Here is a 25,641-nt window from a genome sequence, read left to right as displayed (position 1 = left end):
GAGATTCCATGATTTCTGTACTGACGATTTTTTCACGCTTATTCAAGGGATTGCGCCGCGCCTTTCACTTATCTTACTTTCGTGGTCTATTGATTCTCTGCCTGTTGACGCTCGTCTCCGGGACGATCTTCTATAGCACGGAAGAAAACCTATCGATGGTGGATGCACTTTACTTTTGTATCACGACACTAAGTACGGTCGGGCATCCAACATTCGTTCCAACGACGACGCTCGGTAAGGTCTTTACGATGGCATATATCACGATCGGCTGCGGGCTGTTCTTAACACTGATTGCCACGTTATCGTATGTCCTGATTAAACAACCGGAGGATGAATAAGGGGGAATGATTCATGCGCCAAGCTGCCATCCAAAATAACTTCGATTGGTGTCGCCTCGTCTGTGAGTCAGCCGGTTGCCGGGTGACGGAAACTGATTCGACCTGGCACGCTCAAGGAAATGTACCAAGCTATTATCCGGAACTGATGGTCCGGCTTCCCCATCAGCGAATTGGTGTCACGGATGTCTATAGCATCAAGGACTGCACGGCAAGCTATGATTTCTCGAATGCCGGTCTCAGTCATCTATTCACAGCAGAATGGATGACCCGCCCTGCCATACTCGATCGCCGTGCCCTTCCCGTCGATTGGTCCGTCGTGACGGATCTCGATCAGTTCGCTCGCTTCCAGTCGATCCAGGCAACACCGGAGTTGCCCACAACATTATGGCAACATCCCGCTGTCCGCTTCTTCTATTCAGAGGCGCAACAAGCAAGTTGCATCGCCTACTCGAATCAAGTGACGACCGGACTGACGTACGTCAACTCCGATTACCTCGACGAACGCTTATGGGATGATATCGCACGTTTGAGTTCAGCACATTTTCCTGGTCAATCGCTCGTCGGTTACGAGTATGGTGATCACCTGATCACGGCGCTTGAAGCCGGCTTTGACGATGTTGGTCCACTCGCGATCTGGATTCGCACGACGAATGATCACACATGAAAAAACCGAACCGATTCCCTTCCTCTTGACGAAGATGAATCGGTTCGGTTTTTTTACATTAAGCGGCTAATGAATGCCGTGGCGATCCCGAAGTAGACGAGGAGCGACAAGATATCGTTCAACGTCGTGATCAATGGTCCGGATGCGATTGCCGGGTCAATCTTTAGACGATGTAAGATCAGCGGAATGATCGTTCCAGCAAGTGTCCCAAAGATCAACGTAATGACGAGCGAGCTGCCGACGACAAGACCTAAGACGGCACTTCCTTGCCAGACGTAGGCGATGACGGCAATCAAGATGCCACAAATGACACCAATGATTAAACCAACCCAGAGTTCTCGCAGGATTAATCGAGTCGCGACCCGCTTATCGACTTCACGCGTGATCAATCCGCGGACGACGACCGCGAGCGATTGAGTACCAGTATTCCCGGTCATCCCCGCAATCATTGGCATGAAGAAGGCAAGCGCGACGACTTTTGAGAGCGTCTCTTCGAACTGGCTGATGATCGATCCGGAGACGAGCCCGATGAACAGTAGCAAGACGAGCCATGGCAAACGCCGAGTCGCCGCAATCCACGGCTTCGTCTCAAAATCAATCGATTTACCGGACGCTGAGAGTTTCTCGATATCTTCGTTCGCTTCCTCCCGTAAGACATCAAGCGCATCATCGACCGTGATCAGTCCGACGAGAATGTCGCCCTCGACGACGGGTAACGAGACAAGATCATAGCGTTCGAACAATTGCGCGACCTCTTCTTGATCGGTCTCTGCTGCGACCCGGATCACCTTCGTCTCCATGACGTCACTGATCCGTTCCGTATTTTCAGCTAAGATGACATCCCGGTATGAGATGACCCCAACGAGTTCACTGAGTTGATTGACGACGTAGACATAGTTGATGGTCTCCGAGTATTCGATGTAGTCGCGCATTTTCTCGACCGTCTCACCGACCGTGAAATCCTCGCCGACCCAGATGAACCGGTTCGTCATCAAGCGCCCGGCCGTTTCCGGTGGATACGTCAAGAGATTGCGGACGATCAGAGCCTCGTCCGTCCGCATGCTACCAAGCAAACGGTCGGTCTCTTCCGGTCCCAGTTCCTCAAGTACATCCGCGACATCATCGTTTTCCATTAAATCGAGGACGTGCCCGGCACGCTCGACGTCTAAACGACGTAAGACGGCGAGACGTTGCTCCCCTTCGAGCTCCTCGAGGACATCTGCCAATCGCTCGTGATCAAGATAGTCGAGGAGTCGTGCCTGATCGTCTTCGCCCAACTCTTCATACACTTGCGCGATATCATACGGATAGACCTCTTCGATGACTTGCTGTGCTTGCTCCCGTTTTTCCTTCGCGAGCGCATCGAGCAAGAGCCACTTCCATTGCTGTTCTGCTGTCTGACGCAATCTCCTCACCCCCTGTATTCTGCCTTTTCATCTTAGCACGAGTTGATTCGCGATCGATATCGAAAAACAGTTGACATCTGTTTCCTATGGCTTTAAAGTTTGCCTTAAGGAAACATTATTTGTAGACCGAATCTTTTTCCAGTGATTGGAGTTAAATTTTTTACTCTATTTTTTGCCCTAAGGAAACTTTCCTTCTATATACCACAAAATCAAAGGAGTGATCATTCATGTACGCCCTTGACGTTGATCGTCTCACCGTCTCTTATTTTGATACCCATGCACTCGACGGAGTGTCCGTTCGTCTTCCGGTCGCTTCGTTGATTGGCATCATCGGACCGAACGGTGCTGGTAAATCCACATTCTTAAAAGCCATCCTCGGTCTGATCCCGGCTCGGATCGAGCAGTTACGCGTGCTCGACCAATCACTCGAAGACGTCCGGTCACGCGTCGCTTATGTCCCGCAACGAAGTGCAATTGATTGGGACTTCCCAGTTCGTGTGCAGGATGTCGTGTTGATGGGCTGTTATCCGAAGCTCGGCTTATTCAAACGACCATCGAAGGCCCAAAAAGCGTTCGCCATGGAATGCCTCGAGCGCGTCGGTATGTCCGATCATGCCGAACGCCAAATCGGTGAACTGTCAGGTGGACAGCAACAACGGGTCTTTCTGGCGCGTGCCCTTGCCCAAGAAGCAGAGCTGCTATTGCTGGACGAACCGTTCGTCGGCATCGATGTTGCGAGTGAGCAGATGATCATCGAACTCTTACGGACCCTTCGAGCCGAAGGGCGGACGATCGTCGTCGTCCATCATGATTTGCATAAAGCAGAGGACTACTTCGACACATTGATGCTGTTGAACAAACAACTGATCGCTGTCGGTCCGCCGTCTGATATCTTGACACCGGAATGGCTCGAACCAGCATATGGCTTACCCCTATTCGAACGACGCAAGGAGGGACAAGGATGACGTTCATTGAGGCATTACTTCAGTATGAGTTCTTACAAAAAGCGATGATCACCGCCGTCATGGTCGGCATCATCTGTGGTATGATCGGCTGTTTCATCATCCTTCGCGGGATGTCGTTGATGGGGGATGCAATCTCGCACGCCGTTTTACCTGGTGTTGCGATTTCCTACCTACTCGGGATCAACTTCCTGATCGGCGCCGTTGTCACAGGACTCGTGACCGCACTCGGCATCGGCTTCGTTAGCCAGAACAGTCGCATCAAGAACGATACGGCAATCGGAATCATGTTCACATCCGCCTTCGCCCTCGGGATCATCCTGATCTCGTTCTTACGCAGCAGTAGTGATCTCTATCACATCTTGTTCGGCAACGTCCTCGCGGTCCGTCCGAGCGACATGTGGATGACCGTCATCATCGGATTGATCGTCCTCGGCGGAATCTTCTTGTTCTACAAAGAGTTATTGATCAGCTCGTTTGATCCGACGATGGCGCAAGCCTATGGACTATCGACGCGTTGGATTCATTACGGACTGATGACGTTACTAACACTCGTCACCGTCGCTTCACTTCAGACCGTCGGCATCATCCTCGTCGTCGCGATGCTGATCACACCAGCAGCGACCGCGTATTTACTGACGAATCGCCTCTCAAGGATGCTGTTCCTAGCGGCAGGATTCGGTACGTTGTCCGCCATCGTCGGACTGTATTTCAGCTTCACCTATAATCTATCTTCCGGTGCGTCGATCGTCCTCGTCGCGACGACGTTGTTCGCACTCGTCTTCGTCTTCTCACCACGTCACGGTCTGATGCGTCACCGGAAACGAAAGGAGTCTACTGTATGAAAGTAAAACTTTTTCTGTTCGTCCTCCTCAGCACGGTCTTACTTGCTGCTTGTTCGACACCAGCAGAAGATAATGGAAAGCTGAAGGTCGTCGCGACATATTCGATCCTCGCTGACCTCGCACGTGAGGTCGGCGGTGAACACGTCGATGTCCACAGTATGGTCAAGATCGGGGCAAACCCACACGAGTATGATCCACTTCCAGCAGACGTACAAGCGATGGCAGATGCTGACGTCGTCTTCTACAACGGGTTGAACCTGGAAGCCGGCGGCGCGTGGTTCGATAAACTCCGGGCAACGACTGGCAAAGACGCGTCTGACGCGCCCGTCTATCGTTTAAGCAAAGGCGTCGAACCGAAATACCTGACGACGAAAGGCAAGGAATCGGAGACCGATCCGCACGCGTGGCTCGACGTAAGCAATGGGATCCGCTACGTCGAAAACGTCAAGCAGGCATTAATCAAGGAAGATCCAAAGCACGAAGCCGACTACGAAAAAAATGCCGATGCTTATATCGAAAAACTGCAGACGCTTGATCAGGAAGCGAAACAGCAGTTTGCCGCTATTCCGAAAGCAGAACGTCATCTTGTCACGAGCGAAGGAGCTTTCAAATACTTCGGAACCGCCTATGACGTCAAAGCGGATTATATTTGGGAGATCAACTCGGATAATCAAGGAACTCCGGCTCAAGTCCGCCGGATCGTCGATACGATCAAGGAGCAAGATATCCCTGTCTTATTCGTCGAAACAAGCGTCGATCGACGGAGCATGGAAACCGTCTCAAGAGAGACTGGCGTTCCGATCGGCGGCACACTCTTCACTGATTCGCTTGGCGCCCCCGGAAAAGACGGTGATACGTATTACAGCATGATACAAACAAACATCGAGACGATCACGGAAGCACTCGCCAAGTAAGCGTCAACAAATCGTCATGCTTTCATCGTTTTGCTTTCCTTATAATGAAGGCAAGACGATGAAAGAGAGGCACATTATGCAAACACGACTATATCGTTACGCCTTTCCCCTTAGTATCAGCCTGTTGCTCGCTGCATGCGGAACAGCTGACCAAACGGGTGCTCCAAAAACAGAACAGACGAATCACGGAGATCATGCGGATCATGCCAGCCACGGTGCTGGTGATCAACTCGAGAAGACCGCGGGACCAGACACGTTACCCGCTTTTCTGAACGAACAGGATAAGTCGATCCAGACGATTTACCGCTCCGTCGCTAAACATCCTGATCTCTTGAAGAAAATGCCTTGTTATTGCGGTTGCGGCGAATCTGCTGGTCATACAAGCAACTATGACTGCTTCATCGAAGAGCAGACTGCTAGTTCCACGACCTGGACGACGCACGGCATCACGTGCGGCACCTGTCTCGATATCGCAGCACAGTCGATTGTCGCTTATCAAAAAGGTAGCTCCGTCAAGGAAATCCGGACTGCCATCGATCAAGCGTACGCGAAGACTGGTGTTACACCGACGCCGACGCCAGCGCTTTAAAAATAGCCTGCTTCTTGTCACGAACCATGTGATCTGAAGCAGGCTATTTCGTTTAGACCGTCACAGCAACTTGCGCCGTCAACGCCATCGTATTTTGTTCCGAATCCTTAAAGAACGCCATCCACGTCTCTTCCGTCTCGGAACGCGTAATCATGTGTGGTTCTCCGAGAAAAACGACACCTTGTTCTTGCATCCGCTTATATTCTACTTGCAACGAATCAACCTCAAAATATATAACGGAACTCGGATGATCGAATGCCTCTGTCTCTGGCAAAGTTAACATTAATTGAATATTCCCACACTGAAGGAAAACCATCGTCTCGAGTTCAAATAGGACGGATAATTGCAACACATCCCGATAAAATGCTGTACTACGCTTAATATCCTTCACTGGAATTCCAATCTGTTGAACGCGTTTCATTTCATTTCCTCCCTCTGTTTGGCTCGTAAGACAAGCGGTCGACCCGACAACAGCTCATCCAGTTGATAGTACGTATGTGCCCGAATCGGTCGATCCGTTCGTGGCAGGTGACGGAGTTCATACGCTACTTCCAGTAAATAAAATTTGTATTCCTCCCCTTCATCAAAACCGAAGCTCGCGCGCCGTTCTTCGATATACGCAAGGACACGCTCCTGTTGTGAGAACGAGAGCCGCTGGACTTGTGGGGCGAGTGCCTCGTGCGGAGAGAGCACGATTTCCCGCTCCGTGCGATACAATCGATGCATGACGCCACCACTTTGACGCAAGGCAATCAGACGCGCGGGTCGATACGGACGGGGGTGCGGGTGCGCATGGACGAGGTAACGTTCAATGGTAACCTGAGTCGGTCCTGCCGGTAGAGAGATGACGTCATACATACAAAATCGCTCCTTCTCAAAAAATAATAGCTACTCTCATATGCTACCATATCTATCCAGCATTCTTCCGTTGACGACAGAAGGGGAATCCGTTTTCAAAGTTTCGCAACTGGTTTTAAGACGAAGCGAGCGTGGAACAGATGGAGAGAAGCGATTCCTATCTGGAAAGGATGATTGTAGATGTCGAACATGTCCGCTGTCGGTTTCCACCGACACTTACCACTAACGGAACACGAAAGTCTGATTGACCTGGAACTACCACGCCCGGAAGCAACGGGACACGATCTCTTAGTTGAGATCAAAGCTGTCTCCGTCAACCCGGTCGATACGAAAGTCCGTGCTCACGGGAAAGACGAAGACGCCCCGAAGGTCATCGGTTACGATGCAGCCGGAGTCGTCGTTGAAGTCGGCGATGATGCTTCCCTCTTCCAAGTCGGTGATGAAGTTTATTACGCCGGTGCAATCCAGCGTCCCGGTTCAAACAGTGACTTCCAACTCGTTGATGAACGAATCGTCGCCAAAAAGCCGGAACGGTTGACGTTCAGCGAAGCCGCTGCTCTCCCGTTGACGACGCTGACAGCTTACGAAGCATTGACTGATCGTCTCGGATTGACGTTTGACGCTAAGTCGAATCTCGAGAAGACGATTCTCATCATCGGAGCTGCTGGTGGTGTCGGTTCAATCGCAACACAACTCGCGAATCATGCTGGACTGACGGTCATCGGAACAGCGTCGCGTGACGAGACGATCGATTGGGCAAAGGAACACGGTGCACATCATACGATCAATCACCACGAGGCATTCCGTCCTCAGCTGGAAGCCCTCGGCTACAAATACGTCGACTATATCTTCTGTCTCAATGCGACGGACCAACATTTTGAGACGATGGTCGATGTAATTGCACCACAAGGGAAAATCTGTAGCATCGTCGAGACGGATCAAAAACTCGATTTAAGTGCGCTCCAACAAAAGAGTGCAACGTTCGTCTGGGAGTTCATGTTCACACGCCCGCTGTTTGCGACAGAGGACATGATCCGCCAACATGAGATTCTGACGCAAGTCGCAGCATGGATCGAAGAGCATACACTTGAGACGACGGTGACACAGACGTTAATCGGCATGAACGCTGACAATCTGAAAGAAGCACACCGTCTCGTCGAGAGCGGAAAAACGATTGGGAAGATTGTCGTCGAACATCATTAATGGGCATCGGAGCAGGTTGGGCGTAAAATCCCGTCCTGCTTTTTTGTCGTTCTAAGTTTTCTTTGTGAACCTGTATCTCTTACTTTGAAGATATTTTAAGCATTATGACTATATTTATTCGTCTAAAAAATGTACGATTACGGTAACAAATATTCCAATGTAATACATCTAATCGACGCTTGACTCACATAGACAAAGGAGCATCCATAATCCATATGCGAAAATGGTTCAATCAGAAGATCAGCCGACAGATCATGTCGTCGTTTTATCTCATTCTTATTACACTATCGATCTCTTCCCTGGCTGCTTATTTTTATACGAACCACCAAGTCACGGATGCGAAACAAGAGCTCGATGCGATCAGCTTACGTGAAGATCGAGCGACGAAACTTTGGGACGATTGGCAGTCCCTTCAATACGAGATGCGGGGCTATATCGTCTTCGGGGACGATGCCGTGCTCGACGTGATTGATGAAAAGAAGGCATCACTCGAACAACAGACCGCTTGGTTTGAGAAGAATCGCTTATATAAAGCGGACGAAGTCTATGCGTCTGATATCCGGTCGCTCTATAACTCGTATACGAACTTCGTCATGCCAAGCCTGATTAAATATGTCCAAGCGAAGCAGTCAGGCACGATTGACGAACGTTTCTTGCAGATGCCGAGTCTAAAAGCGATGATGCCAGAAGTACCGCGGGACCCGAACCGAAAGTTCAAGATGAATGCCTCGAACAGTGAGACGATGCGTAAAAGCGTCAACACGATGGAGAGCACATTCACGAACTATCGGAGTAGTCTTCGCGCGAAAGAACTCGGTGCAAAAGAACAACTTGTCACCCAGACGAAGTACGCTGAGTGGATTTGGCTCGTCAATCTGCTCGTCCTATTCCTTGTCATCTTGCTGATTGTTCGCCCGTTCATCGAACGGACGACACGACAAATCCATCTCTTGAGTAAAGAAAGTAAGCTTCTTGCGAGCGGTGAGCATACGTTACCACTTATTCCACTCAATCGTGCTGACGAGATTGGTGAATTGAGTAAATCGTTCCATCAGATGGCGACAGCCTTGATTGAAAATAAACACCAATTGATGTCGACGAACGTTAATCTCGCAGATGCATTGAAACTAACGCAACGGAACGAGTCCCACTTGCGCCTGCGAAACCAATTGACCGAAACACTGGCATCGCGCGATAGCATCAGTGCTTATCCTTCTGTCATCCAAAAGATGGTTGAAATCACGCAGTCTGATCAAGGCGCACTGATCTTTAAAGAAGGAACAAAAGTCATCGATATCGTCTTTTATCCACAGACACCGCTCACAGTTGAGGATTGGATGCCAACGATTGAGCCGTTATTGCGTGAATCGCGACAAGATAAACGACCGCATACACAGTTCGAGGACGAAGTCGCACGCGCTGTCACACCGGTTCTTGATCCAAGTCAAAATGAGATCATCGCCTATATCTTCTTGTCCCGCGATCAGGATCGGTTTGATCGTTACGAGCAGGAAGAGCTCGCTGCCTTCGCGCGCCAGCTAGCGTTATCACTCCTACGGATGCGGACGTTCGACGAGATTGAACGCGAACGAGAAAAAACGGCGCGACTATTGAACTCGATCCGTGAATCGATCGTCTATATCGAACCTGAAGGTGATATTCAATTAATCAACCGACCGTTACTCGACCTGTTCGATCACCCGGTTGATGACAGCCTCGATGAGAATGGTCTGATGAATATCACTCCGTCTGTCGTTCAACTCAAGCATCGCGTCGACCAACTACCGGAATTCGAACGTTACTTGAAAAAGACGTTCGTGAAACGAGAAATCGGTGAAGGAATCACCTTCTCGATCGATCACGAGCGACGCTTCATCAAGACGTACTCCGAGAGCATTCATTATGGTGGACAGTTCCGCGGGATTCTACTCGTCTTACGTGACGTGACGAACGAAGTCGAGATTGATCGAATCAAAAACGAACTCGTCTCGACGATCTCGCACGAACTGCGGACACCACTCTCGTCGATCTATGGCTTTACTGAGCTGATGATTCAGCGTGACCTGCCACCGAAGCGACAGAAGAAGTATCTCGAAGCGGTCCATTCGGAAACAGAACGTCTTTCACTGTTGATCAATGACTTCCTCGACCTACAACGGATGGAAGCAAACCGTCAGGAATACGAGATGGCACCGTTCGATATCGTCGCGATGATTCGTGATTTGAAACAGTTGCATAGCCTGTCGTCTTCTTCCCACGCAATTGAAATATTCCGAAACGTCGAACCGCTGATTGTCGAGGGGGATGCGAAGAAGATTCGCCAATTGTTCAGTAACCTGATCAACAATGCGATCAAATACTCACCAGCGGGTGGAACGATCGATATCCAACTAACGCGACACACGTCACGTGTCACCGTCGCGATTCAAGATGAGGGTATCGGGATTCCGGCTTCCGCGATGAGTAACCTGTTCCAAAAATTCTATCGTGTCGACAATTCGGATACCCGTCAAATCGGCGGTACCGGTCTTGGGCTCTCAATCTGTCGCGAAATTGCGCGTGGACATGATGGAGAAATCCATGTCGAGTCAATCGAAGGACAAGGCTCGACGTTCACAGTCGAACTTCCGTTAACACAAAACACATGATGCATACGAAAAAGCGCCAGAATGCGAATCCGCATTCCGGCGCTTTTTGAATTAGGTAATGTTATGAGTTGAGACGGCTTGCCACTTCAACCGTCCGTTTCGCTTGATGGCGCACGGCTGGTTCGACGGATTCGACCATGTTGCCGTCTTGGTCGACAGTGACCGATGTACCATATGGATTTCCGCCCGCTGCGAACAAGACAGGATCCGAATAACCCGGTGCCGCAACGATTGCACCCCAGTGGAACATCGTCGTATAGACCGCGAGAACAGTCGCTTCCTGACCCCCGTGCGGATTCTGTGCCGACGACATCGCACTGACGACTTTATTGACGAGTTTGCCTTGTGCCCACAGTCCGCCTGTCGTGTCGAGGAACTGTTGGAATTGTCCTGGGACATGACCGTAACGTGTCGGGACGCTAAAGATAATCGCATCTGCCCAGTCGAGTAGATCCGGTGTCGCTTCTTCGATATCACGTGTGGCATCCGCATGCTTTTGCCACAATGGGTTGGAAGCAATCGCTTCTGCTGGGGCTGTCTCCTTGATTTTCGCAAGGCGGACTTCTGCTCCTGCCGCTTCTCCCGCTTCTTTTGCCCATGAGGCAAGTTGATGGTTCGTTCCGGTTGCGCTGTAATAGATGACCGCTAGTTTCACGTTTGACATGACTTCGCTCCTTTTTTAAAAGACAGTGACGGACGATGAACGTACACGCTTTCTATTCCCGCTTTCTGCGCAAATTAACGTCAATTGTTTGAATTCAAGAGGAAATATAGACCAATTCTTCAACCAAACGTTTGAGCCAAAGACCATTTTAAAATAAAACAGGAATCCCGTAAGACATTTTCTGCCTTGAAGGATTCCTGTCCGCTCACTTATTTAACGGTTAAACTAAAGGTCTTACTCTTACGCAACTTGATCGACTCGGCATGTACCGTGACCCGAGTGCCTCGTTTTTGTTTCGGGAACGTCATCGTTTGTGTCTTACCGGTTGCGAGTTTCGTGTACCGCTTCTTATTGATTGTGACGACGATCGTCTTCCCTTTCGTCGCTTTGACTTTCCATGATGTACTCGTCGGACTGAGTGACGTCGTATACGACTTGAGTGTTGGATTGGCTGCTGCCACGACTTTCTGCCCGGAGACTTGAAGTTGTGTTCCTTTACGGGCAACGAACGTCACGACTTGACCAATCTTCAACGGTTTGGTTTTGATTGCAAAGATTCGTGTTTTCTTCCGATCGATGTATGCTGTATATTTCCCATCAATGTACAGCTTTCCGTAATCAGCATCCCAATCAAGAACTCCTTCGATCATCGTATGTTCATCCGTTAGTGGTGCGGATAGATTACTGTAAATCATCACGCTATCTTTCAGAGAGAGTGATTTCGTAGGATACTCACCACTTCGTGTAACACGATATGACGCTAAGTCATTCGTATACGGAATCGTGATCTCGGTCTTTTTCGTTGCTGGAACAGATTGAATTTGTCGTTTCCCTGCATAGATTTTATAGATACCGCCTTCTTTGGCACTTTCTAAGCGGTATGTAATGAATTTAAAATTATCGTTTTTCGACTGGGTAATGCGTGGCACTTCATAACCTACGACGGTCCGGTTCACGGATGTTACTTGATTGAAGTCTCGTGTATTTCCGAACGTCCAACGCGTCACCTGACCGACAAGATTTTTCGTCGACACATTGATTTGGACACGTCCTGTCTCATCGGAGGCAGCACTTCCAAGTTGTTCGCCATCTTTTCCATAGACCGTCACCGGAACATCGCTTTGACCGATGTTGAAGCTATAAGATGTTGTGCCTTCCTTGATGGTTGGAATCGTTGAACCCTGTGCTTTTAAATAACGCTGGTATTGATAACGTGTCCGGTCCTCCAAGACCTTACCGATTTCAGTCGTGTATGTCGTCCGGTACTCACTATACGGCAAGCGTTTCGGAGTCGTCGTGATCGTGAATAGCTCATTTTTCAGTTCGACATTCCCAGTGAACGATAATTTACTAGGCTCAACGATACCTGTCGTCCCATCTACGCGCGTCAGTTCAACGCTCGGAGCTAGAACCGTTCCTTCGAGCAGCGTCGTATCATCCTTCGTCAAGTCATCAATTGCGATCGGTTGGCGCAAATAGGATGCAAACGATAACATCGTCGCTTGATCTTTGCTTCGGTAGATGGCTTTTCCATCCGCTAACAGTTCATTCGCTAATTGCTTTGAATGGTCAACGAGTGTCGTCAGTTGCCCACTCGCCGTATCTAAGTAGAATAACGATGACTCGCTTGACGAACTAGAATCGACCAGTTGAACGTACAATCCGTCTTTCGTTTCGTATGCTCCCTCAACGTAATATCCTCGTGAGACTTTCGGTAAGGTGATTTGTTGATTGGTGACGACTTGGCGCAACGTGTCCTGTTCATCATCTAAGATCCAGTCATTCGTTAAAGGCGAGAACCGCTTCACGTCAACGGAAAGGGCTTTTGAGAATGTACCGTCCGGATTCACATCATACCAATCAGCACTGTCCTCTCGTTGGATCGAAAAACGATTCGCACCAATCCATTGCACCCGATTTTGAGAAGTCACTTTCATCGTATCTTGCTCAACGAATTGATTCCCTTCGCGAATAAAGACTGATAACTTATCAAACGAGGTATACCCTATCACCATATCGCGATTCAAGACACGCAGGTACTCCTTGCCTTCTGGAAGTTCCAGCAGTTCCGAAGCTCCCGTCTTCGCATCAATCAAATAATAAGGATGCTCGGTTTCGTCTCCATAATAATCTTCATACAAGAATAACGTTTTATCAGCTGACGTCGCCCGCATCACCATATACGGTGAGACGTCTTTCGGATAAGGTGTCGTCTCTTTTGTCTCTAAATCATAAAATCCAACGATTGCTTGATCTTTCGTTTTGACGTCATACGGTGCAGCATCCGCACTTACAGTGAGCGTCATCCATGTACCGTAGATCAGCGCGGCACTTCCCATCCATTGTTTCCAGTTCATCTATGTAGAACATCCTTTCAAAAATAAGTGATTACTTCTATTTTATTCCATATCCAGTAATTCTTCTAATGTTTTTTGAAGAAAACACTCAAGCGTTCGACACGTTTCGATTCAGGGTAAAGACTGTGTGACGACACACGTAAGGAGTACTGACCATGGCGATTCGCTACACCCTTTATTTGTTACTCGGCATGCTGAAGTTCATGCTGTTTAGTTACTTTACAAAGACCGATCTTTCGCTCCATTTAACACTCATGAACCTGGCCGGGATGCTGATCCTGTCGAGCTGGACGTTACTGATTCCGTGGAATAAACGCCGCTGGGTCTGGCTCGGTCTACTGCTCGCGCACAGTTTTCTGCTCGCTTCCGACATGTGGTACTATCGTTACTTCGAGGACTTTCTCTCCGTCTCGCTCCTCTCACAGATGACGCAGATGAGTGACGTCAGTAGCGGCTTCACCGCCTTGATCGTACCGCAAGACTTCCTCTTGTTCGCTGATAGTTTGATTTTCGTACTACTGCTTTTTGTTTTCCACAAACGACCGGAAGTGACGACGACGCAAACACGCCGCCGGACGGCTGGAATCCTTGCAGTCAGTGGCATCATCTTGTCTGCCTCGTTGCTGACATACCGGACGCTAACGGAAGATCGTCAACCGACGGCAACGATCTCCGATATGCGTGACTACTATCTTTTCGGTTTCTGGGGCTATCACGGGTGGGATGTGTTCAAAGGCGTGACCGGACGACCCGGCGACGAACTGACGGCACAGGAGCAACAGCGCATCAATCAAAAGCAACAGACGAATCCAACCGGTCCGAAGCAGACACCGAATATCATTTTGGTACAGCTCGAGTCATTCCAGGCTTCAGTCATCGACCAAACCATCAATGGCGAAGAAGTGACACCGAACTTGAATCAACTGAAGAAGGAATCGCTCTACTTCTCGTCGCTCTATCACCAGACACATGAAGGACGAACTTCGGACGCCGAGTTTATCACGAACACCTCACTTTATCCATTGAAATCAGGCTCTGTCTATACGCAATATCCGACGAATGAATTCGAGCCGCTCCCTGCATTACTTGAGAAAAACGGGTACGATACAGCAGCGATGCATGCCTACGAAAAAGGCTTCTGGAATCGTGACGATGTCTACAAGAACATCGGTTTTAAGCACTTCTTCAGCCAAAAGGATTATTCAAAAGAGAAGAAAATCGGAATGGCGTTAAACGATCAGCAGTTCTTCCTCGAATCGATTGATCACATGGAGACGTTACAAAAACCGTTCTTCTCGTTTTTAGTCGCGCTGACGAGTCATACACCGTATGAGATCGACAAGGAAGATCAAACGCTTGATCTGTCCGGATATAAGAATCCGATGTTGAAACGGTATTACCAGACTGTCCATTACGTCGATACCGGTGTCGGAAAGATGATCGACGAGTTAAAACAACGGGATCTTTGGGATCAGTCCCTCGTCATCTTTTATGGTGATCACGATAGTGGACTCGTCAATGAAGGAAGCGAGATGCGCAAAAAAGCGGATGTCTCGTCTCCGGTTGCTGCTTTTGAACTCGAGCGCCGCATCCCGCTCTTCATCAAAAAACCCGACCAACAAACCGGTCGGGTCATGAAAGAAAATGGCGGACAGATTGATATCGCACCAACGATTATTGACTTATTGAATCTCAAAACGTCCTATATGATGGGACAATCCCTCGTCGATGATCAACCGAATCTGACGGGCTTCCGCGATGGTTCGTTCCGCTACAAGGACTATTACTATGAAGCGGATTTAACGAAAGCATCAGGCGAAGGCACTTGTTATGATGTATCGACTGAGAAAAAGGTCGAGATGAAGTTCTGTCGCAGTCAGGTGAAGGATGTGAGTAAGCAGTTAAAGCTATCGGATAAGATTATTGAGGAGAATGAACTGGAGTAATCAGAGTGCATCTGATTTTCTTAAAATAAACAAGCCTGACTTCTCACTAGACGTGAGGAAGGTCAGGCTTGTTTATTGATCGTTATCTCCACTTACCCTCGAGCCCATCAATAACAAGTACAATGGTCTTCGATCCATTGCCATTCTTCGTCAAACAAGACTTCTCTTTTTGTTTGAATGATCCAATGAAATAATTTAGGAATCGCCTGATGGGAATGCTGGTATCGATGTAAAAATCGAAGAGCAATTAGGACTTCATCTGTTTGTATTTGTCGCGCTCGCTTCAATAATATTTGTACACGTTTGATCACCGGTTCAATCGCTACTTCATCACCATGTCGATCAATTGCGACTAACGCATATTCTCTCACATTGCTAGATCGATCTTTTAGTCCATGCAAAAATATTGAAAGATCTAATCCATTTCCAAGTTCACTCAGTGCAGCTAAAGCCGAATGTCTCACGTCTCCTCGAGAATGATCCAACAAAGGAGTCAAATAAGGAACGGCTCGCTCTGTTCCAATCGTGGCTAAAACAAAATTAGCACTCATGATATCAAAAGAGTTATTTGATGTCGTAATCAAACGAATTAGCACATCCTCTGCTGTCTCATCTCGACAGGCTCGCAATGCTTGAATCGCAGCTTCTCGAACGGACGACCGAGAATCGTCTATATATTTTACGATTCGTTCTGTATCAGGAATGCATTGTTGTTTTGCTAGTTCTTCCAAAATGCTTTCGAGAAGACTCGGCTTTGTCTCTTGCTCCAGTCTCTCAAGCAATAACATCCCTGCACGAGCATCTCCCGAATTCACACCAATCGTTCCAATCATAAAATAAAGATGTTGTTTTTGTTCTGCTTGTTTCACTTTATCGAGTAAAGTGTTTAATATCGGAAGCATATTCACGTCCCTAAATTGACGGACTCTTGCATAAGCTAAGTCAGATGGTGATCCTTCGTTCGTACAGCACTTCAATTCTTCATGATAGAGGTATTCTTCATCAGACATCTGTTCAACTAAATATAAAATCTCATCGTCCTTCATATGTGATAGTTGCTCCTTACCCCTTTAAATATCTATTTAACTTTGTTCTAAAGCAAACTGAATTAATTGATACGAGAGCCAAAACATCAAACAACCGATTCCAAAATCTAATACCTTCCACGCTTTTGGTTGTTTAAACACAGGAATGAGCCATCTCGATCCATATCCTAATCCAAAAAACCAGATAAATGAGGCAATCAGCGCTCCGATCAAGAAATTAACTTTTTGATCAAATGTCAAAGTCCCAGCTATACCACCGATGACGACGACCGTATCTAAGTAGACATGCGGATTTAAAAGTGTAATCGCTAATGTGAGTAAGATCGTTTTATGAACAGGCATGATTTTAGAATCTGTTGAAACATCCATTGTATGTGATGACGAAAATGCACTCCGAAAAGATTTAAATCCATACAGGAGAAGAAACAGTCCTCCGACAATCGCAAGACCAACATTTGCAAACGTATTATTCTTGATGACGGTACCAACTCCCATTACGCCCGTACACATCAACAACACATCGCACAAGAAACATACTAGCGCCACCCAGAAAATATTGTTTTTAAGTAAACCTTGTTTAAGGACGAACGCATTTTGAGCGCCGATTGCGACGATGAGTGTACCCGAAGTTACTATGCCTTTTAAAATTTCATTCACTTGACGTCTCCTCTCTCATTATCGTTATCTTTATTTTTAAATTGATGAGTACTGTTTATGTAATTCTTTCAACTATTAAGTATACTATCGCAAACAAAAAGTACCGAACCCTATTTACTAGGATTCGGTACTTTTAGATGAAATGTCTTACATCATTCCGCCCATTCCACCCATGCCGCCCATATCAGGCATTGCAGGAGCAGATCCAGCTGGTTCTGGTTTATCGGCGATGACAGCTTCTGTCGTCAAGAACATCGCTGAAACGGACGCTGCATTTTGAAGTGCTGAACGCGTTACCTTCGCTGGGTCAACGATTCCTGTTTCAATCATGTCGACATACTCGTCTGTTGCCGCATTGTAGCCCATTCCTGGCGCTTCATGCTTGAGACGCTCGACGATGACTGAGCCTTCTTGACCTGCGTTTTCCGCGATTTGACGAAGTGGTGCTTCGAGTGCGCGAAGCACGATGTTGACACCTGTTGCTTCGTCGCCTGTTGAGACCGACAGAATCGATTCGACGGCTTTCGTAACGTGAATGAGAGCTGTTCCCCCACCTGCTACGATGCCTTCTTCGACCGCTGCGCGTGTTGCGTTGAGTGCATCTTCAATCCGGAGCTTACGTTCTTTCAGTTCTGTCTCAGTTGCTGCCCCGACTTTGACGACGGCTACGCCACCTGCGAGTTTCGCCAGACGCTCTTGTAATTTCTCACGATCGAAGTCACTTGTTGTCTCTTCGATTTGCGCACGGATTGTACCGACACGTGCTTCGATCGAATCCCCGTGTCCGTGACCTTCGACGATTGTCGTGTTGTCTTTTGAGACGACGACTTTCGACGCGCGACCAAGTTGCGTGATTTGTGTTTCCTTGAGATCAAGACCGAGGTCTTCTGTAATCAATTCTGCACCTGTGACGATCGAGATATCCTCAAGCATCGCTTTTCGGCGGTCACCGAAGCCTGGTGCTTTGACTGCTACCGCGTTGAACGTACCACGGAGTTTGTTGACGACGAGTGTCGCGAGTGCTTCACCTTCGACGTCTTCTGCGATGATGAGAAGTGGTTTGTTTTGTTGGACGACTTGCTCGAGGACTGGAAGAATCTCTTGGATGTTTGAGATCTTTTTGTCCGTGACGAGAATGTATGGGTTCTCAAGGACCGCTTCCATCTTATCTGAATCCGTGATCATATATGGTGACGCGTAACCACGATCGAACTGCATCCCTTCAACGACATCGAGTTCTGTCGTGAAGCCGCGTGATTCTTCGATCGTGATGACACCATCTTGACCGACACGTTCCATCGCTTCTGCGATCAACTGACCGACTTCTTCGTCCGCTGCTGAGATTGCTGCGACTTGGGCAATTGCTTCTTTACCTTCAATCGGTTTAGCGATCGTGTGCAACTCTTCGACAGCGCGACGGACCGCTTTTTCGATTCCTTTACGGATGACCATCGGATTTGCGCCCGCTGTGACGTTTTTGAGACCTTCGCGAATCATTGCTTGTGCGAGGACTGTCGCTGTTGTCGTACCATCCCCTGCGATCTCATTCGTTTTTGAGGCAACTTCTGCAACGAGTTTTGCACCCATGTTCTCGAAGTGATCTTCGAGTTCGATTTCTTTTGCGATCGTCACACCATCATTCGTGATGAGTGGTGAACCGAACTTCCGCTCGAGAACGACGTTGCGTCCTTTTGGTCCGATCGTGACTTTGACTGCATCCGCTAATGCGTCGACCCCGCGGAGCATTGCCCGACGTGCTTCTTCACTGAATAAAATCTCTTTTGCCATGACTGAAATCCCCCTTTAGATGATTGACTGAATTACTCGGCTACTGCCAAAATATCGCTTTCGCGTAAAATTAAGTATTCATTGCCGTCGACTTTGACCTCCGAACCGGCATATTGTGCATAAATAACGTGATCTCCGACACTCACTTCAAGTGGTACACGTACGCCTTGCTCTGTCACACGGCCTGTACCGACAGCGACGACTTTACCCTCTTGTGGTTTTTCTTTCGCTGACCCAGGAAGAACGATTCCTCCGAGTGTTGTTTCTTCTTTTTTAACGACTTCGATCACGATGCGATCACCAAGTGGTTTTAACATGCGAAACATCCTCCTTGAAAATGACTGTTTTTTAGCACTCACTTTAGTTGAGTGCTAACATATTTTTATCTTATACGCTTTCTTCTCTGAATTCAAGCCTGAACCTTTATCCGTTTTCCCGAAATCGACACCTTTGAATCATCGTCAATCGTGCGCCAAGACCGTTTGTTTGTTACAATCGGGACAGTACCTTCATTACAAAGGAGTTGTGTCCTGTACGATGAAAAATCCAATCAGTCTGCCTTTCGTGATGGCGGAGAAGTGGCAAAAGCGTCACGTCATCCCGATCATCATCTATCTGATCGTCCAATTGGTTCCGGGTTCGTTCCAGTACTTCCTTCCGAAAGACGTCATTGCTGACGTCGCCGGTTGGTGGCTTGCGATCGGCTTCACCGTCGCCGTCATCGTCTCCTACTACTGCCTGCGTCCCGATTGGCAGAAGTGGAAGGCAGAGGGACGTCAAACCGATCCGATGGATACGTTGAAATGGATCGGGATCGGAATTGCGCTCCTGTATGCGCTTTTGATCGGTGTCAACTTGATCGATGCCTGGATGGCAGGCGGGATCGAGAATGTCGCGAAATCGCAAAATACGGATCAGATCATCCAAGCAATCCAAGTCATCCCACTCCTGCAAGTCATGGTCGTCCTGCTCGGACCGATCATGGAAGAGTTCTTGTTCCGGCATATCCTGTTCGGCAATCTCTCCTCGAAGCTCGGTTTCTTCTTCAGCTTCATCTTGACGGGTGCCTTGTTCGGACTGATCCACCAAGACAACAAATTTTTAATCTATGTCGCGATGAGTTTCGTCTTCTCGCTCGTCTTCGTCAAGACGCGCCGGATCATTGCTCCAATCGCCATCCATGTCTTTAACAACGGAATCGTCGTACTCGCCATCTACGCGATGTCTTAATTTACGAAAGGTCGTGTTTTCATGCGTCAAAGCTCGAACTTCATGGCAGTATTCTATGCCATATTCGGTATTCTCTTCATGTTCCTCGCCTACAACAACTCGGTCGAAGCAGGAACGGTCTTTAACTTCTGGACAATCCTGCTGACGTTGTTCGCCGCAATCGACTTCTATCGTCTCTACTTGATCTTCCGCTTCCGCGCAGCAGCAAAGAAGATGATCAAGAAGGAACAGGACAAAAAGAACGACAAGCAATAAAAAAACGAGATTTCCGTCATACGGGAATCTCGTTTTTTGGTTTATTCTTTCGCTTGACCCTTGCGGTAGGAATCGATGATTGTCTTCGCCACATCGAGACTCAACCGTTCATCTAAGACCAAGTTCTTGATCATGTTGACGAATTCGACATCTTCCTGCTGCACCGAATCAATCCGCTCGATCAACTGGTTCAACTTCGCCCGGACGGTCGGATAGGATACTTGATAAGCCGTTGCCATATCCTTTAATGAACCTGAGCTCAAGACGAACTTGCGGATGAACTCGAGATGCTCCTGTTCGAGTGCCAGTACCCAAGCGGGCACGTCTTGTCGTTCCATCGTGTTCCCTCACTTCTCTTACAAATCTTGAATCTCCATTCGTTCTTTTTCACGCTTCAGTTGCTTACGGCGCGAGTCGACACCCATCTCAGCCATCGAGATCATCATGGACAACCCCACACACGTACCGATTCGGATCAATGACTCCCGATCCGACGAGTGTGGTCCTGTTCCGAAATACCAGTAAATTCCGAGACCGATGATGATCGCTGGAATGATGAAACTCCAGACTCTTCCGCGCCGTGCTAAGTAAAATTGTACGATACAGACTGTGACAATACCAATGACGATTCCTACCGTTTGCATCCTATCGCCTCTCCCTTATGATTATATTAATAATATTAACTTTAAAATTAATAATATTAAACATAATTTTAATTATAATCAAAAATAAGGGGTTTTCCTTAAAAACAACTGATTTCAATCTATTTTCAAGGACGAAAAAAAGGACTGACGATTCAGTCCTTCCTTGTATTTACGACGGTCACGCACTGCGGACGTCGTCTTTTTTACCTTCTGTTGACATGAACGTCTCGAGTTGGTCTTCATCCAGGACACCTTCCCACTTCGCGATGACGAGTGAAGCGAGCGTGTTTCCTGTCACGTTGACGACTGAGCGCATCATATCCATGATTCGGTCAATCCCCGCGATGAAGGCAAGTCCTTCTGCCGGGATACCGACCGTTCCGAGTGTTGCGAGTAACACGACGAAGGAGACGCCAGGAACGGCAGCCATCCCTTTTGATGTCAGCATCAAGACGAAGACAAGCGTCAGTTGTGTTCCGATCGAGAGATCAATACCGTACATCTGTGCGATGAACAAGGCAGCAAGCGCTTGATAGAGCGCAGATCCATCGAGGTTAAACGAATAACCCGTCGGTACGACGAAGCTGACGATTGATTTCGGAACGCCCATCCGCTCGAGTTTTTCCATGACGCGCGGCAGTACCGTCTCAGACGACGCTGTCGAATACGTCAACAAGAGCTCATCCTTAAAGATACGCGTAAAATCAGAAACACGTATCCCGACCCATTTCATGATCGAACCGAAGACAATCATCATGAAGAGAAGCGCCGTGACGTATAATGTCGCAATCAGTTTAAACAATGAACCGAGCGATTCAATTCCGAACGTCGAGACCGTGACACCAATCAAGGCGAAGACACCGATTGGTGCGAACTTCATGACGATGTTGACGAGATTGAACATCGCCGCTGCGACACCTTCGAAGAAACGAATGACCGGTTGACCCTTCTCTCCTGCAAAACCGACACCGAGTCCGAATAAGACCGAGAAGAAAATGATGGCAAGCATGTCACCTCGGACCATCGCGTCCAAGATGTTCGTCGGTACGATGTTGACGATCTTGTCGACGAGTCCTGCGTCTTGTGTCGTCTCTTCCGTTGCGACATATGATGAGATGTCCGTTTTATCAAGTGTCGACATATTAATACCAGCACCCGGTTCAATCAGATTGGCTGCGAACAGCCCCGTGAAAATCGCAATCATCGTCACGATCGTGAAGTAACCGAGTGTCTTGACGCCAAGACGTCCGAGACTTTTTGGACTACCGACTGATGAGACACCGAGGACGATCGTCGTGAAGACGATCGGAACGACGATCATTTTCATCATCCGGATAAAGATGTCACCGATTGGCTTAAGCCACTCCGCGACATGGGGATTCCCATAAAATACACCACCGACTGTGATCCCGAGAATCAAGCCGATTAAAATTTGCCAGGCAAGGCCAATTGGCTTACGTTTCGTAGTTGTCATACCCTTCCTCCTTATACATCCGTCTTACTTGTATCCTACATCTAGTGGAACATAAGAATTTTGTCCTAAATACAGTACGTTGTCAAATCGTTCTGTTATAGTACAAAAATGAAATTCATACAAAAAAACGTCCAAAATCCGCTTGTTTCCAAGCATTTCGGACGTTTAAACATTATTCAAGATTGTTGATTAACGCGTTCCTCAATCAACGCCCGATTGCGTTTTTTGAAGACTTCGTTGTGTGACGAGACCATCGCCACTTTTGGCGCTTCCGGCTCGATGAAGCGTTTCGCCCGGTTGACGGCGTTCGCCGCATCTTGGAAGGCACCTGAGATCAAGTGGACCTTTCCGTCGTGCGAAAGAATATCTCCGGCAGCATATAGTCCCGGTACACTCGATTCGCTCGCCGCGTTACCCGCGATATAGAAGTCATCGACCCGTGCGATATCGAGATCACACGCGTCAAGCAGTGCTGCATCCTGTTCATACCCATGATTAATGATGACTTCATCAATTGGAATCTCAACGATTTCGTCTGTTTGACAGTCGATCAATTCGACCGATGCGATCCGCTGGTGATCGGGACTTGCGATCAGCTTGTGAATCGTCGTGTTGAGGAGACAAACAGCCGAACTTTTGACGAGCTGATCGACTTGCGCCTCGTGCCCCGAGAAACAATCCCGGCGATACGTGACGTAGACTTTTTTCGCGACCGGTTCGAGCTCATTCGCCCAGTCGATCGCCGAGTTCCCACCCCCTGAGACGATGACGGTCTTTCCTTTAAAGCGTTCAATCGATTTGACCGTATAGTTCAAGTTCGACACTTCAAAGCGCTCCGCACCCTCGACTTTTAATTTTTGTGGATTGAGGATGCCGCCGCCGACCGCGACGATGACCGTCTTCGAATAATGGATCCGACCCGATTCTGCTTCTAAGACGAAGTTGCCGAAGACGTCTTTTGCGATCGAGATGATCTTTTCATTCAATTGAACAGTCGGTTGGAACGTCAGTCCTTGTTCGACGAGTTGAGCCATGAGTTTTTCACCAGTGATCGGTGGCTGTCCACCGACGTCCCAGATCATCTTTTCCGGATAGACGTGCAATTTTCCTCCGAGTTCTGCTTGATACTCGATCAATTTTGTCTTCATGCCCCGAAGACCACTATAGAACGTCGAATATAACCCTGCAGGTCCTCCACCGATGATCGTTACGTCGAACAACTCCTGTTCCCTCATCTCACTCACTCCTCATCTTTGATTACGATTGATTATCATTCTCACTCCCTCATGATAACGTGAACATCTCTTGAACACAAGAAAAAATGTTGACAGCGTTTTTACAGGACTGGTATGGTTAATGAGACGATAGTGATAATCATTATCAGTGAAAACGGAGAGAACAACGAAGGAGTCGTCGCGTATGGTACGTCTAGCAACAGAAGAAATCAATATCGGCTACGGTGATCGTCCCATCGTCAAAGACTTGTCCGTCCAAATTCCCGATCGCCAAATCACGACAATCATTGGGGCGAACGGATGTGGCAAATCAACTTTATTGAAAGCGATGACACGGATCATTCCTCATCAATCAGGACGTGCATTGCTCGATGGTCTCGATATCGCCAAGGAAAGCACGAAGCTACTTGCCCGGAAAATGGCTATTCTGCCACAAACTCCAGAGAGCGCAAGTGGTCTGACGGTCGCAGAGCTCGTCTCATACGGTCGTTTCCCGTACCAAAAAGGATTCGGACGCTTGACGAAACACGATTACGAGATCATCGATTGGGCACTCGAAGCAACGGATACGATGGCATTCAAACACCGTCCGGTCGATGCGTTGTCGGGTGGTCAACGTCAACGGGTCTGGATTGCGATGGCACTCGCCCAAGAGACGGACATCATCTTCCTCGATGAACCGACGACTTATCTTGATCTCGCCCACCAACTCGAGGTGCTCGAACTGCTCGAGCATCTCAACCGAACCGAAGGACGGACGATCGTCATGGTCCTGCATGATTTGAATCAAGCGGCACGGTTCGCCGACTATATCATCGCCATGAAAAACGGTGAAGTCGTCAAAGCCGGGACGTGTGAGGAAGTCATCGCAAAAGACGTCTTACAAGAAGTATTCCATATCGATGCTGAAATCGGACGCGATCCGCGGACGAACAAGCCGATGTGTATCACCTACAACTTAATCAAGGGAGATTGAATCATGAAGAAACTACTTTTACCGGTTCTACTCATTCTCACGCTCGTCATCGCAGCGTGTGGCAATACGGAGAAAAAAGACGACGCAGCGTCTGGGTCGAAAAACGAGACGATCACGTACAAATCGGAGAATGGTGACATTAAAGTTCCAGCTAATCCAAAACGTGTCGTCGTCCTCGCTGGGTTCGCTGGTAACGTCATGGCGCTCGACGTTCCTGTCGTTGGTGTCGATTCGTGGTCAAAAGCGAATCCGAAGTTCGACAAGCTCAAAGATGTCACGGAAGTATCGGAAGAGAACGTTGAAAAAATCATCGAACTCGAACCAGATTTAATCATCGGCTACTCAACAACGAAAAACCTCGATAAAATTAAAAAAATTGCTCCGACAGTCACGTACACATACGGAAAAGTCGACTACTTGACGCAACACATCGAAATCGGTAAATTGCTCAACAAAGAGCAAGAAGCACGCGACTGGGTCAAAGACTTCAAAACACGCGCTGCTGCTGCCGGTAAAGACATCAAAGCAAAAATCGGTGAAGATGCTACTGTTTCTGTCATCGAAAGCTTCGATAAACAACTCTACGTCTTCGGCGATAACTGGGGTCGTGGAACAGAGATTCTTTATCAAGAAATGAAATTGAAAATGCCGGATAAAGTCACGAAGATGGCATTAAAAGACGGATACTACGCGTTGTCACCAGAAGTCCTTCCTGAATACGCAGGCGACTACCTCGTCTTCAGTAAGACTGCGGAAGCGGACAACTCATTCACGAAAACGGATACGTTCAAGAACATTCCAGCCGTCAAAAACGATCGTGTCTTCGAAGTCGATTCGAAGGAATTCTACTTCAACGATCCGCTCACACTCGAACGTCAACTCGAGTTCTTCAAGAAAAGTTTCCTTGGCGCATAATGAATAAGGGAGGGAACCTGCGGGATC

At 48.2% G+C, this 25,641-nt stretch carries 26 protein-coding genes; 13 read left to right on the top strand and 13 right to left on the bottom strand.

Annotation, left to right across the window (positions count from 1 at the left end):
- The first annotated feature begins 8 nt into the window (after positions 1 to 8).
- Together ITJ88_RS00255 and ITJ88_RS00250 are read left to right on the top strand one after the other, a co-directional pair.
- Complete coding sequence (locus ITJ88_RS00255; RefSeq protein ID WP_047394390.1) at positions 9 to 338, top strand: potassium channel family protein; 330 nt, start codon at positions 9 to 11, stop codon at positions 336 to 338.
- Between the two features lie 13 nt (positions 339 to 351).
- Positions 352 to 1,002: a hypothetical protein gene (locus tag ITJ88_RS00250; protein WP_195864332.1), complete on the top strand. Its 651-nt coding sequence runs from the start codon at positions 352 to 354 to the stop codon at positions 1,000 to 1,002.
- A 53-nt stretch (positions 1,003 to 1,055) separates the two neighbouring features.
- Here ITJ88_RS00250 and mgtE read toward each other — a convergent pair whose 3' ends face one another.
- On the bottom strand, positions 1,056 to 2,408 hold the full coding sequence (mgtE, locus tag ITJ88_RS00245; RefSeq protein WP_195864331.1) for a magnesium transporter: 1,353 nt from the start codon (positions 2,406 to 2,408) through the stop codon (positions 1,056 to 1,058).
- Positions 2,409 to 2,635: 227 nt separating this feature from the next.
- Here mgtE and ITJ88_RS00240 point away from each other — a divergent pair, with 227 nt between their 5' ends.
- From ITJ88_RS00240 to ITJ88_RS00225, 4 genes are all read left to right on the top strand, one after another.
- On the top strand, positions 2,636 to 3,373 hold the full coding sequence (locus ITJ88_RS00240; RefSeq protein WP_195864330.1) for a metal ABC transporter ATP-binding protein: 738 nt from the start codon (positions 2,636 to 2,638) through the stop codon (positions 3,371 to 3,373).
- Positions 3,370 to 4,215, top strand: coding sequence for a metal ABC transporter permease (locus ITJ88_RS00235; RefSeq protein ID WP_195864329.1), 846 nt, complete (start codon positions 3,370 to 3,372; stop codon positions 4,213 to 4,215). The genes ITJ88_RS00240 and ITJ88_RS00235 overlap by 4 nt, the downstream gene beginning before the upstream one ends.
- Complete coding sequence (locus ITJ88_RS00230; RefSeq protein ID WP_195864328.1) at positions 4,212 to 5,129, top strand: metal ABC transporter substrate-binding protein; 918 nt, start codon at positions 4,212 to 4,214, stop codon at positions 5,127 to 5,129. Before ITJ88_RS00235 ends, ITJ88_RS00230 begins: the two co-directional genes overlap by 4 nt.
- A 76-nt stretch (positions 5,130 to 5,205) precedes the next feature.
- The gene (locus tag ITJ88_RS00225; protein ID WP_195864327.1) at positions 5,206 to 5,718 is read left to right on the top strand and encodes a PCYCGC motif-containing (lipo)protein; all 513 of its coding nucleotides are present in this window, start codon (positions 5,206 to 5,208) and stop codon (positions 5,716 to 5,718) included.
- Between the two features lie 52 nt (positions 5,719 to 5,770).
- Here ITJ88_RS00225 and ITJ88_RS00220 read toward each other — a convergent pair whose 3' ends face one another.
- Positions 5,771 to 6,139, bottom strand: a complete 369-nt coding sequence (locus tag ITJ88_RS00220; protein WP_195864326.1) for a VOC family protein — start codon at positions 6,137 to 6,139, stop codon at positions 5,771 to 5,773.
- The gene (locus tag ITJ88_RS00215; RefSeq protein ID WP_195864325.1) at positions 6,136 to 6,576 is read right to left on the bottom strand and encodes a hypothetical protein; all 441 of its coding nucleotides are present in this window, start codon (positions 6,574 to 6,576) and stop codon (positions 6,136 to 6,138) included. The genes ITJ88_RS00220 and ITJ88_RS00215 overlap by 4 nt, the downstream gene beginning before the upstream one ends.
- Positions 6,577 to 6,765: 189 nt before the next feature.
- On the opposite strand from ITJ88_RS00215, the gene ITJ88_RS00210 reads away from it, so the two are divergent.
- The gene (locus tag ITJ88_RS00210) at positions 6,766 to 7,779 is read left to right on the top strand and encodes a zinc-binding alcohol dehydrogenase family protein (protein WP_206542181.1); all 1,014 of its coding nucleotides are present in this window, start codon (positions 6,766 to 6,768) and stop codon (positions 7,777 to 7,779) included.
- A 215-nt stretch (positions 7,780 to 7,994) separates the two neighbouring features.
- Positions 7,995 to 10,427: a HAMP domain-containing sensor histidine kinase gene (locus tag ITJ88_RS00205; RefSeq protein WP_195864324.1), complete on the top strand. Its 2,433-nt coding sequence runs from the start codon at positions 7,995 to 7,997 to the stop codon at positions 10,425 to 10,427.
- Between the two features lie 61 nt (positions 10,428 to 10,488).
- On the opposite strand, the gene wrbA is transcribed toward ITJ88_RS00205, so the two are convergent.
- Positions 10,489 to 11,091: an NAD(P)H:quinone oxidoreductase gene (wrbA, locus tag ITJ88_RS00200; RefSeq protein WP_023469582.1), complete on the bottom strand. Its 603-nt coding sequence runs from the start codon at positions 11,089 to 11,091 to the stop codon at positions 10,489 to 10,491.
- Between the two features lie 209 nt (positions 11,092 to 11,300).
- Positions 11,301 to 13,448 (bottom strand): hypothetical protein, encoded by a 2,148-nt coding sequence (locus ITJ88_RS00195; RefSeq protein WP_195864323.1) that lies wholly within the window; start codon positions 13,446 to 13,448, stop codon positions 11,301 to 11,303.
- Between the two features lie 155 nt (positions 13,449 to 13,603).
- Between ITJ88_RS00195 and ITJ88_RS00190 the strand changes: the two genes are divergently transcribed.
- Positions 13,604 to 15,394: an LTA synthase family protein gene (locus ITJ88_RS00190; RefSeq protein ID WP_195864322.1), complete on the top strand. Its 1,791-nt coding sequence runs from the start codon at positions 13,604 to 13,606 to the stop codon at positions 15,392 to 15,394.
- Positions 15,395 to 15,501: 107 nt separating this feature from the next.
- Here ITJ88_RS00190 and ITJ88_RS00185 read toward each other — a convergent pair whose 3' ends face one another.
- The 4 genes from ITJ88_RS00185 to groES form a co-directional block, all read right to left on the bottom strand.
- Positions 15,502 to 16,440: a HEAT repeat domain-containing protein gene (locus ITJ88_RS00185; RefSeq protein WP_195864321.1), complete on the bottom strand. Its 939-nt coding sequence runs from the start codon at positions 16,438 to 16,440 to the stop codon at positions 15,502 to 15,504.
- Between the two features lie 36 nt (positions 16,441 to 16,476).
- Positions 16,477 to 17,097 carry a LysE/ArgO family amino acid transporter gene (locus ITJ88_RS00180; RefSeq protein WP_195864320.1) on the bottom strand — a complete coding sequence of 207 codons (621 nt, stop codon included), beginning with the start codon at positions 17,095 to 17,097 and terminating at the stop codon, positions 16,477 to 16,479.
- Between the two features lie 147 nt (positions 17,098 to 17,244).
- Positions 17,245 to 18,885 (bottom strand): chaperonin GroEL, encoded by a 1,641-nt coding sequence (groL, locus tag ITJ88_RS00175; protein WP_029342811.1) that lies wholly within the window; start codon positions 18,883 to 18,885, stop codon positions 17,245 to 17,247.
- 32 nt (positions 18,886 to 18,917) lie between these two features.
- Complete coding sequence (gene groES, locus ITJ88_RS00170; protein WP_023469587.1) at positions 18,918 to 19,202, bottom strand: co-chaperone GroES; 285 nt, start codon at positions 19,200 to 19,202, stop codon at positions 18,918 to 18,920.
- 220 nt (positions 19,203 to 19,422) lie between these two features.
- On the opposite strand from groES, the gene ITJ88_RS00165 reads away from it, so the two are divergent.
- Positions 19,423 to 20,115, top strand: coding sequence for a CPBP family intramembrane glutamic endopeptidase (locus ITJ88_RS00165; RefSeq protein ID WP_195864319.1), 693 nt, complete (start codon positions 19,423 to 19,425; stop codon positions 20,113 to 20,115).
- Positions 20,116 to 20,157: 42 nt separating this feature from the next.
- Entirely contained in the window at positions 20,158 to 20,370 is a 213-nt protein-coding gene (locus tag ITJ88_RS00160; RefSeq protein WP_230088481.1) for a DUF4305 domain-containing protein, read from the top strand.
- A 41-nt stretch (positions 20,371 to 20,411) separates the two neighbouring features.
- Here the strand turns inward: ITJ88_RS00160 and ITJ88_RS00155 are convergent, their stop codons facing one another.
- The 4 genes from ITJ88_RS00155 to ITJ88_RS00140 all read right to left on the bottom strand — a co-directional run bounded on the left by ITJ88_RS00155 (position 20,412) and on the right by ITJ88_RS00140 (position 23,723).
- A complete protein-coding gene (locus tag ITJ88_RS00155; protein ID WP_023469590.1) occupies positions 20,412 to 20,708 on the bottom strand; it encodes a DUF2089 family protein in 297 nt (98 codons plus the stop codon).
- Between the two features lie 18 nt (positions 20,709 to 20,726).
- Complete coding sequence (locus ITJ88_RS00150) at positions 20,727 to 21,014, bottom strand: hypothetical protein (RefSeq protein ID WP_195864318.1); 288 nt, start codon at positions 21,012 to 21,014, stop codon at positions 20,727 to 20,729.
- Between the two features lie 178 nt (positions 21,015 to 21,192).
- Positions 21,193 to 22,488 (bottom strand): cation:dicarboxylate symporter family transporter, encoded by a 1,296-nt coding sequence (locus ITJ88_RS00145; protein ID WP_195864317.1) that lies wholly within the window; start codon positions 22,486 to 22,488, stop codon positions 21,193 to 21,195.
- Positions 22,489 to 22,664: 176 nt separating this feature from the next.
- On the bottom strand, positions 22,665 to 23,723 hold the full coding sequence (locus ITJ88_RS00140; protein ID WP_029342814.1) for an NAD(P)/FAD-dependent oxidoreductase: 1,059 nt from the start codon (positions 23,721 to 23,723) through the stop codon (positions 22,665 to 22,667).
- 184 nt (positions 23,724 to 23,907) lie between these two features.
- On the opposite strand from ITJ88_RS00140, the gene ITJ88_RS00135 reads away from it, so the two are divergent.
- A complete protein-coding gene (locus ITJ88_RS00135) occupies positions 23,908 to 24,699 on the top strand; it encodes an ABC transporter ATP-binding protein (protein ID WP_023469594.1) in 792 nt (263 codons plus the stop codon).
- 3 nt (positions 24,700 to 24,702) lie between these two features.
- Positions 24,703 to 25,614, top strand: a complete 912-nt coding sequence (locus tag ITJ88_RS00130; protein ID WP_195864316.1) for an iron-hydroxamate ABC transporter substrate-binding protein — start codon at positions 24,703 to 24,705, stop codon at positions 25,612 to 25,614.
- Positions 25,615 to 25,641 lie beyond the last annotated feature (27 nt).

Origin of the sequence: Exiguobacterium abrahamii (genome assembly GCF_015645365.1) — a bacterium.
In the GTDB taxonomy this organism is placed as follows: domain Bacteria; phylum Bacillota; class Bacilli; order Exiguobacteriales; family Exiguobacteriaceae; genus Exiguobacterium_A; species Exiguobacterium_A abrahamii.
Note: the sequence above shows the minus strand (reverse complement) of the source record. Positions and strands in the feature narration are given on the sequence as shown.